Below are 14,658 nucleotides of genomic sequence, written 5' to 3'. Positions count from 1 at the left end.
CAGCCCGTCGGTCGGCAGCGTAAACGTCACCGGCTTCCCCAGCAGGGCGTGGCGGTCGATGCGCGCGTCGGTGGCCAGCAGTTCAGCGGTGAGCACAAACGGACGGGACAGCGTCTCGGTGCCCTTAAGCGTATGGAACAGCAGGCCGTCCGCCGGCAGCTGTGCAGTAATGCGTGAGAACATAAGTAATCCCTGACTATTAACTGTGTGGATCGAGCAACCAGACACCTTCTTCACTGATGTTCAGCGTTTGTTCGCGGGTGCCACTCTGGCCGCTGATGGCAAAGGTGTAGTTGCCCGGCGCCAGCTGCAGCGTGGCGAAGCCATTCACCGCCGGCACCAGCGCCTGCGGCTGACCGTTCACCTGAACGCGTTCACCCTGCTGCAGACGGATATAGACCTGGGCGACCGGCGCGGGCGGTGGTGCCGGTTGTGGATCGGGTTCACGTGCGGCGGTCTGCACCGGCTCAGAAGTCTGAGCCGGAGTGCTGGCAACCGTATCCGGTGAGGCGTCAGCCTGGGTCGGTGGCGCGGCAACCGGCTGGTTAACCGGCGCGACGGTGACGGCAGGCGCGTCGTTCTGTGCGGTCTCAGCCGGCGGTGACTGTTCGTTACCGCGTGACATCAGCAGACCGGCGCCCAGGCCGACCAGCACGCCAGCGGCAACCAGGCCCGGCAGTGCAAAGCGGTGTCCCAGCAGCGTTTTCAGTTTCGAGGCGGGTTTGATCACCTCCTCTTCTTCTTCAATCGGCACCAGCATGGTGCCCGGTCCGCTGATTTTTGCGCTAAGCAGCGGTTCCGGTTCACGTTCCGGCAGCGCCATCAGCGCAGCAAAGTCATCAATGCTCTGCGGACGATCTTCCGGTTTCAGCGCCAGCGCGCGATCGACGGCGCTCAGCAGCGCAGACGAGTAGCCTGCCAGACGACGCTGCACCAGCGGCTGGTAGTTATCTTCGATGCTGCGCACCACGCTGACCGGCGGCGGCGCACCGGTGATCAGGGTATGCAGCACCGCGCCCAGCGCGTAAATATCGGTCCACGCGCCCTGCTCGCTCTCGTCGTTGTCGCTGTACTGCTCAATCGGAGCATAGCCGGGACGCAGCATGGTCTCGCTCTCATCCGACAGATTGCCGATAGTTTTACGCGCCGACCCGAAGTCCAGCAGGATCGGCTCGCCACTGCTCTGGATCTGGACGTTATCCAGCGAGATATCGCGATGCAGATAACCCGCTTCATGGATGGTTTTGATCGCGCCCAGCAGCGGTGGCAACATGCGACGGATCCAGGCCTCATTCACCGACTGCGGATTTCGTTCGCTGAAGTTCGAGAGCGTGGTGCCGCTGTAGAACACCGTACCCATATAGGCGGTGTCGTTCTGCACCCAGAAACGCAGCACATGCAGCAGGTTCGGATGGTTAAAGCGTGCCAGCAGACGCGCCTCCTGAATAAAGCTGTTCAGTCCGGCGTGAAAGGTTTTGCTGAACCGTTCGCTGCGCAGCACCAGATTCAGATCATCGCTACGGACCGCCAGTGAGGCGGGCATAAACTCTTTGATGGCGATATCACGCTCAAGCTGGTGATCCCAGGCGCGATAGACGATGCCAAAGCCGCCACCGCCGATGACCTCTTTGATTTCAAACTCATTGAAGCGGTAACCCAGCGGCAAGGCGTTGGGGACATTCAGGGGTTGATCATGTTCCGACATATTCGATTACTCTCTGATAGCCAGGCTTTAAACCGCGAACTGGCAGACAAATTCACCCTGCTCACAACGCACATCGACGCGGCGATAGCGTTCATCACGGGCGTGGGCGCTCAGCAGGATCTGGCTCATCTGTGGCAACAGCGTGTTGGTGAGGATGGCATCCACCATGCGACCGCCCGACTCGACTTCGGTGCAGCGCTGAACGATCTGGCTCACCACCGACTCGTCGATTTGCGCTTCAATGCCGTGGTTTTCATCCAGACGACGCACAATGCGCGCCAGCTGCAGCCGCACAATCTCCGCCAGCATCGCGTCGCTGAGCGGGTAATACGGCACCACCAGCAGACGGCCCAACAGCGCAGGCGGGAACACCTCCAGGAGCGGCTTACGCAGCGCGGTGCTCAGGGCGTCGGGATCGGGCATCAGTTCAGGATCGGCGCACATCGCGCTGATCAACTGCGTGCCGACGTTCGAGGTCAGAATGATGATGGTGTTGCGGAAATCGATGTGCCGGCCTTCGCCATCCTCCATCCAGCCTTTATCAAACACCTGGAAGAAGAGCTCATGCACATCCGGATGGGCTTTCTCAATCTCATCCAGCAGCACCACGCTGTAGGGGCGACGGCGAACGGCTTCGGTCAGCACGCCGCCTTCGCCGTAGCCGACGTAGCCCGGCGGTGCGCCTTTCAGCGTCGAAACGGTGTGCGCCTCCTGAAACTCACTCATATTGATGGTGATGATGTTCTGCTCGCCGCCGTACAGCGACTCGGCCAGCGCCAGCGCGGTCTCGGTTTTACCGACGCCGGAAGGCCCGCAAAGCATAAACACGCCCACCGGCTTGTTGGGATTATCAAGACGCGCGCGCGAGGTGCGTACCCGTCTGGCGATCAGATCCAGACCGTGACGCTGGCCGATGACCCGCTGGTTCAGTGTATCGGCCAGATTCAGCACCGCGTCGATCTCATTCTTCACCATTCTGCCCAGCGGAATGCCGGTCCAGTCCGAGACCACGGCAGCCACCACGCCTGCATCGACGGCGGCAAACAGCAGCGGCGTGTCGCCCTGCAGCGCAGTAAGCTGCTGCTGCGTCGCATCGCGCTGTTCACGCAGCGCCGCATCCTCTTCTGTCACACAGCGGGCGCGCAACGCAATCAGCGTCTCGACCAGTTCGCGCTCCTGCAGCCAGCGCTGTTGCAGCGCATCCCGCTCGGCTTCCAGCGCAGTGCGCTGTGCTGCAATCGCCTGCTGGCGGGTGGCGTCGCCCAGGCCCACCCGGATTTCACGTTCGATGATCTCCGCTTCAATCTCCAGCGCCGCCAGACGGTGAAGACAATCTTCCAGCGCCGCGGGCTGCGCACCCTGGCTGACCGCCACGCGGGCGCAGGCGGTATCCAGCAGCGCCACCGCTTTGTCAGGCAACTGGCGCGCCGGAATGTAGCGATGCGACAGTTTCACCGCCGCACTGACCGCATCATCCAGCAACAGCACCCGATGATGTTTCTCCAGTGCGCTGACGGTGCTGCGCAGCATCAGAATCGCTTTGGCTTCATCCGGCTCCTGCACCTGCACGGTCTGGAAGCGACGGGTCAGCGCCGGATCTTTCTCGATGTACTTTTTGTATTCAGCCCAGGTGGTCGCGCCGATGGTGCGCAACTGTCCGCGCGCCAGCGCCGGTTTCAGCAGGTTGGCGGCATCACCGGTGCCCTGCTGACCGCCTGCCCCGATCAGGGTGTGGATCTCATCAACAAACAGCACAATCGGCGTCGGGCTGGACTGCACCTCATTGATCAGCGCCTGCAGTCGCGCTTCAAACTCCCCTTTCATGCCGGCACCCGCCTGCAGCATGCCGATGTCCAGCAGCCAGAGCTGCACATCGCGCAGCGGCGCAGGCACATCGCCCGCCGCAATACGCAACGCAAGGCCTTCGACCACCGCGGTTTTGCCGACGCCCGCTTCGCCGGTCAGCAGCGGGTTGTTCTGGCGGCGACGCATCAGGATATCGACCATCTGGCGGATTTCGTCGTCACGTCCGGTTACCGGATCAATACGGCCTTCACGGGCGCGCGCCGTCAGGTCCTGCGCATATTGTGCCAGCGTACTGCCAATGGCGGCGGGCGGTGCGCCGCCAGCATCCGCCGGTGCGCTCAGCGCCTGCTGTGCTTCCTTGCTGTTGCTGAGCAGCGTGTCGAACTCCGCCAGCAGCACATCGGCGTTGACGCGGCCGAACTGACCGGAGATGCCTTTCAGCACGCTGGCCAGGTTGAAGGTTTTCAGCATGCCGATAAGCAGATGGCCGCCGCGAATGCGGGTCGCGCCATATTTCAGCGAGGCGTAAACCCACGCCCGTTCAACGGCGCTGTCGATATGCTCGGAGAGGTCGGAGACCGCACTGGCACCGCGTGGCAGGCGATCCAGCGCGGCAACGATGTCCTGAGTCAGGGCCTTTTCATCCAGTGAAAAATGTGTGATGACCTGCTGTAAGTCGCCATCCTGCTGCTGCATCAGCTGATGCAGCCAGTGCACCAGTTCGACATAGGGATTGCCGCGCAGTTTGCAAAAGGCGGTGGCGCTTTCCAGCGAGGTAAATAACAGCGTATCCAGTTTGCCGAATAGCACGGCACGGCTGATTTCTGACATAGGGGGCTCTCTTCAATGAAAGACGCAGGCTGTGTAACAGGAAAAGCGGCTGGGCTAGCGCGAAGCAGCCTCAACCTCAAACATAAAATCTTCACGATCTTGTGGCTGCGGCGCATGCCCTAGCCAGCTGGTATAGCCGAGTCGGGCATCTCCACCCAGCGCCACACCCTGCACCTCGTCAGCGGCCAGGATCAGGCTGAGATCCCACTGCATTTCGATGCCGAGGTAGTGACGCACCCAGTCGCGTACTTCACGCGCGCCGGGGGCATCGGGCAGAAAACGGGCATACTGCGCCGAGCTGAGCGGTCCCAGGTGCAGACGAAAACGGTGCTGCACGTCGCGCACCGCCACGCCGAGAAATGCAGAAGCGCCCAGCCGGGGCATATGGCGTCCCGCGCCCAGTCGGGCCTGATCGCGGCTGTCCAGCGTCAGCCAGTGCGGCAGGTTCTGCGTCAGCCTGACCGGCACGCCAAAGTAGTGGCGCAGAATGCGCACCAGCCCTTCGGCATCGTGGCCGTGGCGGCTGAGATGGCCCACCAGCATCAGCCGGGCATGGAGGCTGAGCGAGCTGGCCTGCTGCTGGGCCGGTAAACCGATACCCGCCAGACAGGCGAGATAGTTCAGAAAGCGACTGTCGTCGGGGCGATCCAGCGACACGGTCGGCTGCGCATCGGCCCAGGCACGATAAAAAAGCAGCGTAGCGCGATGGTGAAACAGGTCAGCAAACGCCGACAGGCTGTGATCCTGATGATGCACGATACGTTCATGCACATATTCGGTCAGATGGGTCGGCAGCGGGCCGTTGGGGCCAAACAGGCCGAAGCTGTAGATGGAGAGCTCATGACGTCCCGCTTCGTCACGCGGCGTGGCGCTGGCGACGGTGGCGGGCGCAAACGCCAGTGACGGTGTCTGACCGATGCGCACCGATTCGAACTTCGGCAGCGGCGCACGGCCCAGCGGATAGCGCTGACCGCCCTGCGCATCCAGCCGCCGCAGCAGCTGGAACAGATCGTAGCGCCACGGCGCGGCCATCACCCGCTGCCAGAAATCATCCGGCAGACGGGTGAGCCGGGGCAGCGAAATCACCTTTTCGCCACTCATATCAGCGCTTTCCGGCCCATGCGCGGCGGCCAGTAGCCCACTTCTCCACGCTGCTGGCTGTTCAGGGTGAACTCCGTGAAGCTGTTGAGCGCCACAAGGCGGCCACAGACCCGCTCCAGCACGCTGCCGAACAGCCACGGGCTGGCACCCGAAAACGCCTGCTCATCCACTTCCAGCGTGATGCTGACACCGCGCGCAAACACCACCGGGCCCGGCTCCGGCACGCGGCGGTTGACCGCGCTGAGCGTGCAATGGCGGATGCCGTCAATCTGACGTGCGACCGGCGCTTCCGCCAGGTTGGCGTAGAGGCTCAGCAGCTGACGCAGCGCCGCCGCACCTTCTCCGTCGCTGCTGTCCATCAGGCTGAGGTAGTTCATCTGCAGATGGCTGATCAGCCGCCACGCGGAAAGTCCCTCGGCCAGCGCCGGACGCGGAGGCGTCGGGCCTTTGCACAGCTTCAGCTCCGATACCGGAATGGAGTCCGGCATCACGAAGTTGCCCTGATCCTGCTGCAGCATCAGCGGCAGATCGCGGCTGGTACACATCACGTCCGCGGAGAGATAGCGCACCTCGTCGTGCCACGGCGCGTGATGCTCATCCACCAGCGACAGAAAGACTTCTGAGCCGATGTAACCGGTGCGCGTGCCGTAGCGCTGCGCCTGCTCGGACAGCGTACGCTGTTCGCGGCGCAGTGAAAAATAGGCACCGTAATCGCCCTGGTCACCGCTGAAGGTGCTCCAGAACGGACGGAAAACTTGCTCTTCCCGCTTGCCCTCTACCGTAGCGAACAGCCGCTGCACCGAGTGCACCTCATAATCCAGCGGACGGATGTTATCTACCACCAGATGATATTCATGCTGGCTGTCGCTGACCTTCAGGCGCTCGGCGGTTTTCGGAAACAGATTGATGACGGGCGTGCAGTGCAGCGCCAGATGGCTGTGATCAACCACGCTTTCCAGCGCGCTGTCCGCTTTGTCGAGCAGAATGATGATGTCGAACGCCATGGCGTTGTCGCAGCGGCGCAGAAACGGGGCAAGCTGGCTCAGACTGATAAACTGGAAGCGCGCCGGAAAGGCGAAATACTCCTGCAACAGACGATAGCCGTCAAAGTTGCGCAGATCGTCCGGCAGCAGCGCCTGCTCCGGCGCAAAGCCCTCCTGCTGTAACGCGTCGTCCGTCAGCACCTGACGCTGCGGACGCTTCTCAACCGACTGCAGCACGATGCCCACCCGGTGCTGCATCAGCAACTCCAGCAGTTTAAGCGCCTGGATATCCGGGCCGCTGAGAAACAGCATCAAATCGTCCACGCTGAGCTGACTGAGCGAGGAGATCCCTTCGCAGCTGATGCGGATACGCAGCGCACTGACCGCGCCCAGGCCGCCGAGTTTCAGCTCGCCAGAGGGCAGATCGCCGGGCACGCCGCCGAGACTGGCTTCACTGATGCACAGCGGATGCAGTACCACATCGTGCGCGGTGGTGTAGCTGCAGGTCACGCCGGTTTTTTTCAGGTTCTGGCTCTCCATCATGGTGCCGCGCGGCACGCGAAAGCCCTGGGTGATGTCGCCTTTGCGGCTGTCCGGCGTCAGCTGAGCGATCGCCATTGACGGCGTTGGCGAGAGATAGGATGGCGCAATCATCTCCAGCAGACGCTGCGAGAAACGCGGAAACTCCGCATCCATCTTCAGCTGCACGCGCGACGTCAGGAAGGCAAAACCTTCCATCAGCCGCTCGACATAGGGGTCCGCCACGTCAATGCCGCGCATGCCAAGACGTCCTGCCACTTTAGGGTAGCGCGCAGCGAACTCGGCCCCCATCTCACGCAGGTAGGCGAGTTCACGGTTGTAATAGTCGAGCAGATTGCTGTCCATGATTACCCTGCATCCTGTAGTTCGAAATGGCCGCTCTCCAGATCAACCTGAGTGCGGAACAGAAACGCCAGCGGATAAGGCACGCACCAGAGCCGCCCTTTGATCTCAATCGACAGCACGTTGTGCAGGCTGAGCGAGCCGAGATCGCTGACGCAGCGCACCTGTAAACCCTGCGGCAGGATGCGCGGCTCGAAGTGCAGAATGGCGTTGGTCATTTTGCGCTGCATATCCTGCCATTCGATATCGGAGACGTTCTGCCCGGCCAGCGGTGCCACACCGAAGTTCCAGACAGAGCGCTGCACCTGATCAAAGCCGCTGAGATCCTGCTGGGCTTCGTTGTTGATGGTGTTGAACAGCCACTGCAGATCGCGCAGTACGTGGCGGCGCAGCGTGCTGTGAGTGATCAGCATGCTGTTGTCCGCTTCCTGCTGTTTATCCGGCGCGTTGTCGGTCAGGCGATCCAGCAGCGAGGATTGCAGCTTGTCGCGGGCGGTTAACGCATCACGTTTTTTACGCGCGCGAAAGCCGCCATGCAGCTGGGCATAGCCGTCGTTTTGCGCGCCTGAATCATGGCTCATCGGCGGACTCAACGCTGTCAAACGCGACCTGCTGCAGGCTCAGCAGCGAAAATTCCGCGCTGTCGCTGAGCCACATTTTTTGTCCCTGGCCGATAAACTGGTCCGGATCCTCACCCAGCGGCTGCCATTCGGTGACGCTGGCGCGCAGAAAACGTTCGTCAGATGCCGCCAGCAGCGGATAGCGCGCCGGGATCTGGCACACCTGCTCGCTGCCATCAACCAGCTGCACACGCGTGTGACGCCACACCAGATCGGTGACGCTGGCGGGCGCCTGAAACTGCATCTCACGAATGGCGGCAAACGGGATCCAGTAATAACGGCCCTGACTGATGACTTCACACACTGGCCCGAAACGGCTGTCGCCATCCATCAGCCAGCTGAATGCGGTGGGCTGATCCTGCTGCGTTGCGGTGCCGGGATTGGCCGCCGCGAGCTCAAGCGCTTCAGCCCGCAGCGTGCTGCCGCGCACGACATCACCCGCTACCTCGGCCTGCAAGGCGGCCAGCAGTGTGTCGCACCAGTGCCAGGCGCTGCCCGGCAGCACCGGCCCGGCCTCGCCACGCAGCGCCGCGTCACGCTGCAGCTCACCGGCGATCGCCTGTTGCAGCAGATTAACTGTCGGTTGCGCCTGCGGGCTTAACGCCAGCCAGGATTGCAGCTGCGTCTGCGCGCGCGCCCAGTTGCCGGAAAGACAGAGCAGCTGCACAAAGGCGGCCCGCAGGTCAGCATTCGCCGGATTTGCCTGAATCTGGCGGGTCACGTCAGCGAGCGTCTCGCCGAGAGTGGCGCTGGCCAGACGGTGTTGTAAGGATTCCATGCAAACTCCTTTTGCGTCAGTTAAGGGTGCGGTAGACCGCAGCGGCGGGATCTTTCAGTTCAGGATGGAGTTTTTCCACCAGTTGCACGCTCAGTGCGGCATCGCCGCTGATCCACGGCGACCAGACTTTACGGACTTCCTGCAGACGCGCCTGCAGCGCACTCTGATCGGCGGCTTCGCTGACGGGCATCTGCACCACCACCTGACGCGTTGCCTGCCAGCCGTTAAAGCGGTTGCTGAACGGCAGAATCAGCCAGCTGTCCGGGGATTTTTCATTGCTCAGCACCATGCGTTCACTGTTGACCGTGGTGATGTGCAGTTCGGCAGTGGGCGACTGATTGCTCAACCCCATCACCGGAAAACCCTGCAGGAAGGTCACGCCGACTGCCGCAGGTGCGCCGTTACCCTGTTGCGTCAGTCGGCTGTGTCCACTTAGCCAGCCATCAGAACCACAGATCAGCCCCTGATTTGCCGGAACAAACAGCGCGCTGCCCTGTGCAGGGTGCTGCCACCAGGTGCGGAAATGGCAGCCATCCAGCAGACTGAATTGCAGCCACGGCGACGTGTCGGCCTGAGCGGCGTTGCGCAGTGCGTCTGCGGGGACCGCTGTAGCCGTCGGCTGGACCGGCTGCGTCGCGGGCGGCGTCACCACGGTTTTCCACTGCTGCGCACGGGCGGCGCTGCCAGTAGCAATTTCACTCCCCTGCGCATCGGTCAGTTGCCAGTGCAACTGTTGCAGCGGTTTACACTGCGACGCCATCAGTCCGGCAACGCGGGGCAGAAAATCTTTCAACACCGCGGCGTTTTTTTCGCCCAGGGTGACGATGCGCAGGTTAATGGTGCTGTTACACCAGCTCGACAGCTGATTGTTTTTTACGTCATCAATCCAGACATCCAGTTTCTGTGCCGGGGACTGTACGATGCGATAGTTTTCAGCATAAGCCTGCGTGCTGAGCAGCAGCGCAGCCAGACCCAGTAATCCATATTTCATGTTGGCGTTCTCAATCTCGCAGAGGGAAGAACTGCGCCGCTTCAGAGAGCGAGTGCAGCAAGGTGGTGTCCTGAGGTGATCCAATCCAGACGGCCAGCGCGCTGAAATTATCCTGCTGCCCCTGATCCGGCTGATCGTTCCTGATGATTTGCTGCATCAGCGTCAGCCACTCTTCCGGCGTATTCACCATGTGCAGCGACTGCTGCATCTGTTCCAGCGTCACGCCGTGCCAGAAACCATCGGTGCAGAGTAAAAAGGCGTCGCCATCTTCAATCCCGACCACTTCGCTGTAGCTGGCGTCACGCTGCTCATCGCCCATCCCCAGCGCAAAATAGAGCAGATTGCTGTTAATGCCTTCGGTGCGATGTCCGGCATCTTTCATCTGCTGCACCAGGCTGTGGTCGGTGGTGACAAGATAGAGATAGCCGCGACGGAACAGATAGAGGCGGCTGTCGCCTGCATGGGCCCAGCAGGCCAGATGGTAGTCGCGGTCAATGAACAGGCTGACCAGCGTAGTGCCCATCCGGCTGTGTTCGCTGCTGGCTTTCTGCTGCTGACGGATGGCGTGATTCGCCTGATTGACGTAGTTACGAATCGACTGCGCATTGAGATGCGCATCGCCATCAAACGACTGCAGCAGGCTGCTGCGGGCAATCGATGCCGCGATGTCCCCGCCGGGAAACCCGGCCACACCGTCGCAGACCACAAAGCAGGCCGAGCGCTTACCGATGACATCACCGATCTGATCCTGGTTACTGGCGCGATCGCCCTGATTCGACGTCGAGGCAATAGTGATATTCATGCGTCATCCGTGTGGGTTTGTGAGTCTTTGTACTGATTAACTTCCAGGTCATAGGCGTGCAGGAACGCTTCGCCGAACAGGGTGTGGAAATCGTCTTCGATCTCGCCCGCCGTCTCGCCGTAGCGCTCAACAAAATGCTCCCAGAGCGCCGCTTTACGGCTGCCCGGCAGGCCGATACGTGACACCGATCCCGCCTGACGCGCCTCCTCCTCCAGCTGCTCCGGGTTAAAGGATTGCAGCATTGAGGCGATGATGGCGCGGATACCGGCGATCATGCCCAGCTGGTGCGCCTGCAGATCGATCAGCGCATCACGCACAGCCTGACGCGGCGGCATAAAGCCCGGCATCCGGCTGCCAAACATCTGCATTAAGACGGTTTTGCCTGAAGGCAGCAGCTTGAACGGGTTGTTGGCGTCGTCGAGGATCACCGTCATGTCTGCCTTCACCCCGCGCTTGAGGATCGAACGCGAAGAGAGTAGCGCCACCGTGCCCTGCGAAAACATGCTCAGCATCTGCCCGAATTGCAGCATCTGCTCACGGTCAAATTGCGGCGTCGGCTGCAGGTCGCGCAGACCCATTCCCTCCAGCAACGCATCCAGTAGTTCGCCCTTGAGAGCATCACCGCTGCTTTCGCTGGGTGTCGTCGGGTGCGCAGCGGCGGCATGATGGCGACCGGAAGCTACGGGATCGATGCGCAACCGCCCTTTCGGCGTCGGGGATGGCGTACGCTGTACCGCCTGCGGCGTGGGCAGCGTAATTCCGCCGTAATCGATCTGTGGATTTACCGCGTCAGACTGGCCGGGCAGCGCCTCGTCAATCAGCGGTGTATGCTGCTGTGCCTCAGGGTGAGGCTGGCTGTGAGTCTCATGCTGTGATTCGTCGAAGCTGAACAGCGGTGAATGATCCATGTCGGTCAGGCTGGCGGGAGCCTGCTGCGATGGACGTGCGGCCATCGGCTCATTTTTTGCCACCGGTTGAGGTGGCACATGCAACGTGGCCGGTTTCGGCGTCGTCAGCTCCGGCTGCGCCAGCGGCACCGCGTTGCCCATCATCAGACCCAGCGGATCATCATGGTTGCGCACATCCGTGCTGCTCTCGCCGTCAAACAGGCTCAACGGATCAAGTTCAGCGGCAGGCGTTTCAGCCTGCGGTGGCGCTGTATTCTGCTGAGCAGACAGCGTGCTTGGCGTCCGGTCGTCAAAAATACTCTGCTGCCCGAACAGCGCATCGCCTTCATCAAACAGGCTGCTGTTTTTTGGCTGCTGACCATAATCCAGCGGCGCATCGTTAATCAGCTGAGCCAGCGGATCTTCCGGATTACGATCAGGACGAGCGGGCGCAGTCAGCGGATGGGCCTCAGGCATCTCTGGTGCAGCTTTGCGTTTAGAGAGATCGTCCGAAATCGAAAACTCCTTCGCCAGGCTGTCCCAGATTTCGCTGGGAATGGCGGCGGTGGTGCTGGCTTTTTCCGCTGCCGGTTCGCGAGCGGGTGCTACGGGCTGCACCGGCTCAGGACGCGGAACAGCTCTTTCACTCTGCGGTTGCTGTGCACTGTTGAGATCGCTGACCAGCAATTGGTAATCATCGATGCCCAGTATGTCTCCATCCTGCAGCTCAACCTGACGTCCGCGTTCCAGCGGAATATCGTTGAGTAACACGCGCGTCACATTGCCACGGTTGGTCAGGCGACATTCGCCATTTGCCGTGATGTGCACAATCGCCTGCAGGCGGGAGAGTGTGCGATCGTCATCCGGCAGCACCAGATTATTATCCACACCACGACCAATGGTGCCGCCAGGCGGAAAGAAATCACAATGAGTTTGCGGCGGCTGTTGGCCGGGTTTAGTCGTTATTATCGTAAAGCGCATAACGGATTCCTGCGGTTAGCGGTTCGGCATCTATACCGCGCACCTCTCATGGAAAGGCGCGGGGTATAGAAAGCGGGGGGATTTAATTTTGGGAGTTGTTTTTTAAATACTCTGCCACTGGATTAATTCAATCCTTTAAACAGAGAAAAATTATATTTATTTAAGAAGATGAAGCTGCGTTAACGGCTTATCTTTAATTAACATACAGGGTAAAAATTAAAATAGTTGCAAAGATGATTGCATTACAATCACCAGAAACCACTCTGCTGAAATATCATTTATACAGAATTATTTACCGGTATTGAAAAAACGGGATTACAGCGTAATGCAGAGAGTGATATTCATAGAGAATGTCGTGCCCAGCCTGTAAACCCTAAGCACGACGACATAATCAGTAAGGCAGTTGCTTCAGAATAGCAGTACGTTCTTTGTCGATGCGGATAACACAGAGGTTGGTGGCAACCGCATTCGCATTGCTGCCTTCTTCAGCGGCAAAAGCTTCCAGCTTGCACTGACCATCACGATACTTCAGCCAGTTACGCTGGGTATCTACCAGCGTGGTGACATAGTCATCAGCCAGTTTTTTCTGCGTTCCGTACATCTGTACAATGCGTTTTTTAGCCGTCTGGTATTCTTTGTTGAGGTCATCTTCCGCCAGCTTCTTCTGCTGAACAGTACACTGAAATAGCGCACCGTCTGAAGGCTGTTTTGCACAGGTATCTTCAGCGAGCGCTGAAGCGCTGATGCCAAGAGAGAAAACCGCTAAAGCCAATCCATGTACTAACTTCATACTCACTCCTGTTAACGATTTTTACGAAGATAATTTGCACGACGCCTGCCAGTCTCACCTGCACTGATAGCTGGCGTAGTTTCAATATAATGGATCAGTGTATCAAAATCGTTAGTCATGCCCGCCATCATCGGGCGGGGACCTTTCGTCCAGCCCTGATAAACAAAGTCCACCATGATGTCTCTGATAGCAGGATGGAGATTTTCCCAGGCCACTTTACCTGGCTGATTATCAGTATAATTGTCGTAGTTCTTCCGTGCACGCTCCACGTAGCCCGGATAAATCGCTTCAAATAAGTTAATTTGCTGCTGATGACTGATTGTACCGATAGCGGCCTGATTATTACGAACGAACTGACGCGCCTGGTCACCTTTAAGACCGGCGCCTTTGGCGATCATGGCGGCCTGACTTGCCGGCAACCCTGCGGCCTGAAGTTGTGCAGAAATACTCGCCTCAGAACGCGATCCCAGATCGTAACCGCGACCCAGCGTCACACCTGACTCCATTTTTTCTGGCCAGTGAACATGGCGGCTAAAATAGCGGCTGGTCGGCGAGTCATCGCCTTCAGCGTCAAATGTTACCTGTCCGGCACTCACCACCAGCGGACCGGTTGACGGGTTATTGACGGGCGGCGCTGCTGGCCTAGGCGGCGCATTCCCCGGCACGTTCCCGCGCATCAGGCTGCTCCACGTCTTGCCATGGATATCGACAACGCCATCCGGGCGAGACATAAAACGGGATTGAAACTGTTTGATCGCTTCAATGGTTTTTGGTCCCATTCGGCCATCGGCACGAAGCTGAGGATATCCATTGCGCTGTAACAACTGCTGTACTGTCTTCACGTCACCGTATTGATTACGGCCACCTACACCAACCGAGCCAGTAATACTCATCTACTATCTCCGCACAATATTGTTGATTCAGAGAGTCCTTGTAAACCGGCTGGAGAATGCGCATGACGACGCTGACTTCTCTGGCCAGGAGAGATACGCCCCCTGTCCGGAGGCGTATCGCTTCTTACGCTTCTTTGTTGCCTTTGATATCCCAGCCAGCGCTGGTTTCTGCGCCTTTACCACCGGAAGAGCTCTGCTCCCAGTACTGCTGTTTCACTTTAGAAGCTTGGAAGGCATAGGTTACGCCCAGGGTGTCGTCGTGCTCAGAACCCACAAACTGAACGTTAGTGACCAGCACATCTTCCAGGGTGATGCGGGTATATTCAATTTGTGTGCCGCCCGCTTTGCAAACGGACACTTCAACTTTAGCGACGTGCTTACCGCTGGCACAGTTCTTGAGCAGCGCGGTGACAGCCTTATCGATTTTGGCGTTGATGTGCAGGTCGTTAAAATTAACTTTACCCGCACCGCCACCGCCACCCACACTCATGTTGCCTGGCTGGCTGGCACCCCAGGAAAAGGAGTCAATATCGATCCATCCCGTGTGGTTTGAATCTTTAGACTCACCGGTAATGCCGTCTACCTTCAGATACATATCAATAGCCATT

General features: G+C 59.6%; 13 protein-coding genes. All 13 read right to left on the bottom strand.

Annotated features, from left to right (window positions below):
- Positions 1 to 183 (bottom strand): hypothetical protein (locus AFL22_RS05750; RefSeq protein WP_156311576.1); only part of this gene is annotated, 183 nt, incomplete at its 3' end.
- A gap of 16 nt (positions 184 to 199) precedes the next feature.
- Positions 200 to 1,705: a serine/threonine-protein kinase gene (locus tag AFL22_RS05745; RefSeq protein ID WP_052270938.1), complete on the bottom strand. Its 1,506-nt coding sequence runs from the start codon at positions 1,703 to 1,705 to the stop codon at positions 200 to 202.
- Positions 1,706 to 1,732: 27 nt separating this feature from the next.
- On the bottom strand, positions 1,733 to 4,342 hold the full coding sequence (gene tssH, locus AFL22_RS05740; RefSeq protein WP_052270937.1) for a type VI secretion system ATPase TssH: 2,610 nt from the start codon (positions 4,340 to 4,342) through the stop codon (positions 1,733 to 1,735).
- 54 nt (positions 4,343 to 4,396) lie between these two features.
- Positions 4,397 to 5,443: a type VI secretion system baseplate subunit TssG gene (gene tssG, locus AFL22_RS05735; RefSeq protein WP_052270936.1), complete on the bottom strand. Its 1,047-nt coding sequence runs from the start codon at positions 5,441 to 5,443 to the stop codon at positions 4,397 to 4,399.
- Complete coding sequence (tssF, locus tag AFL22_RS05730; RefSeq protein WP_045140482.1) at positions 5,440 to 7,311, bottom strand: type VI secretion system baseplate subunit TssF; 1,872 nt, start codon at positions 7,309 to 7,311, stop codon at positions 5,440 to 5,442. Before tssF ends, tssG begins: the two co-directional genes overlap by 4 nt.
- A gap of 2 nt (positions 7,312 to 7,313) precedes the next feature.
- Positions 7,314 to 7,889, bottom strand: a complete 576-nt coding sequence (tssE, locus tag AFL22_RS05725) for a type VI secretion system baseplate subunit TssE (RefSeq protein ID WP_010246069.1) — start codon at positions 7,887 to 7,889, stop codon at positions 7,314 to 7,316.
- Positions 7,879 to 8,706: a type VI secretion system accessory protein TagJ gene (locus tag AFL22_RS05720; protein WP_052270935.1), complete on the bottom strand. Its 828-nt coding sequence runs from the start codon at positions 8,704 to 8,706 to the stop codon at positions 7,879 to 7,881. The genes tssE and AFL22_RS05720 overlap by 11 nt, the downstream gene beginning before the upstream one ends.
- 16 nt (positions 8,707 to 8,722) lie before the next feature.
- On the bottom strand, positions 8,723 to 9,697 hold the full coding sequence (locus AFL22_RS05715) for a hypothetical protein (RefSeq protein ID WP_033767004.1): 975 nt from the start codon (positions 9,695 to 9,697) through the stop codon (positions 8,723 to 8,725).
- A gap of 10 nt (positions 9,698 to 9,707) precedes the next feature.
- Positions 9,708 to 10,499, bottom strand: a complete 792-nt coding sequence (locus AFL22_RS05710; protein ID WP_010246078.1) for a protein phosphatase 2C domain-containing protein — start codon at positions 10,497 to 10,499, stop codon at positions 9,708 to 9,710.
- Positions 10,496 to 12,367, bottom strand: coding sequence for a type VI secretion system-associated FHA domain protein TagH (gene tagH / locus AFL22_RS05705; protein ID WP_052270934.1), 1,872 nt, complete (start codon positions 12,365 to 12,367; stop codon positions 10,496 to 10,498). The genes AFL22_RS05710 and tagH overlap by 4 nt, the downstream gene beginning before the upstream one ends.
- Before the next feature lie 391 nt (positions 12,368 to 12,758).
- Positions 12,759 to 13,157, bottom strand: coding sequence for a lysozyme inhibitor LprI family protein (locus tag AFL22_RS05700; protein WP_033779367.1), 399 nt, complete (start codon positions 13,155 to 13,157; stop codon positions 12,759 to 12,761).
- 11 nt (positions 13,158 to 13,168) lie between these two features.
- The gene (locus tag AFL22_RS05695; protein WP_033779369.1) at positions 13,169 to 14,050 is read right to left on the bottom strand and encodes a pesticin C-terminus-like muramidase; all 882 of its coding nucleotides are present in this window, start codon (positions 14,048 to 14,050) and stop codon (positions 13,169 to 13,171) included.
- Between the two features lie 124 nt (positions 14,051 to 14,174).
- A complete protein-coding gene (locus AFL22_RS05690) occupies positions 14,175 to 14,657 on the bottom strand; it encodes a type VI secretion system tube protein Hcp (protein ID WP_033779371.1) in 483 nt (160 codons plus the stop codon).
- Between the last annotated feature and the right edge of the window lies 1 nt (position 14,658).

Origin of the sequence: Pantoea sp. CFSAN033090 (assembly GCF_001264395.1) — a bacterium.
Lineage (GTDB): Bacteria > Pseudomonadota > Gammaproteobacteria > Enterobacterales > Enterobacteriaceae > Pantoea > Pantoea agglomerans.
This window is presented reverse-complemented; position numbering and strand designations above follow the sequence as displayed.

Coding starts and splice junctions, on each gene's coding strand:
- AFL22_RS05715 (WP_033767004.1), bottom strand. CDS start 9,697: ATGAAATATGGATTACTGGGTCTGGCTGCGCTGCTGCTCAGCACGCAG.
- AFL22_RS05695 (WP_033779369.1), bottom strand. CDS start 14,050: ATGAGTATTACTGGCTCGGTTGGTGTAGGTGGCCGTAATCAATACGGT.
- AFL22_RS05710 (WP_010246078.1), bottom strand. CDS start 10,499: ATGAATATCACTATTGCCTCGACGTCGAATCAGGGCGATCGCGCCAGT.
- tssG (WP_052270936.1), bottom strand. CDS start 5,443: ATGAGTGGCGAAAAGGTGATTTCGCTGCCCCGGCTCACCCGTCTGCCG.
- AFL22_RS05690 (WP_033779371.1), bottom strand. CDS start 14,657: ATGGCTATTGATATGTATCTGAAGGTAGACGGCATTACCGGTGAGTCT.
- tssE (WP_010246069.1), bottom strand. CDS start 7,889: ATGAGCCATGATTCAGGCGCGCAAAACGACGGCTATGCCCAGCTGCAT.
- AFL22_RS05700 (WP_033779367.1), bottom strand. CDS start 13,157: ATGAAGTTAGTACATGGATTGGCTTTAGCGGTTTTCTCTCTTGGCATC.
- tssF (WP_045140482.1), bottom strand. CDS start 7,311: ATGGACAGCAATCTGCTCGACTATTACAACCGTGAACTCGCCTACCTG.
- tssH (WP_052270937.1), bottom strand. CDS start 4,342: ATGTCAGAAATCAGCCGTGCCGTGCTATTCGGCAAACTGGATACGCTG.
- AFL22_RS05720 (WP_052270935.1), bottom strand. CDS start 8,706: ATGGAATCCTTACAACACCGTCTGGCCAGCGCCACTCTCGGCGAGACG.
- tagH (WP_052270934.1), bottom strand. CDS start 12,367: ATGCGCTTTACGATAATAACGACTAAACCCGGCCAACAGCCGCCGCAA.
- AFL22_RS05745 (WP_052270938.1), bottom strand. CDS start 1,705: ATGTCGGAACATGATCAACCCCTGAATGTCCCCAACGCCTTGCCGCTG.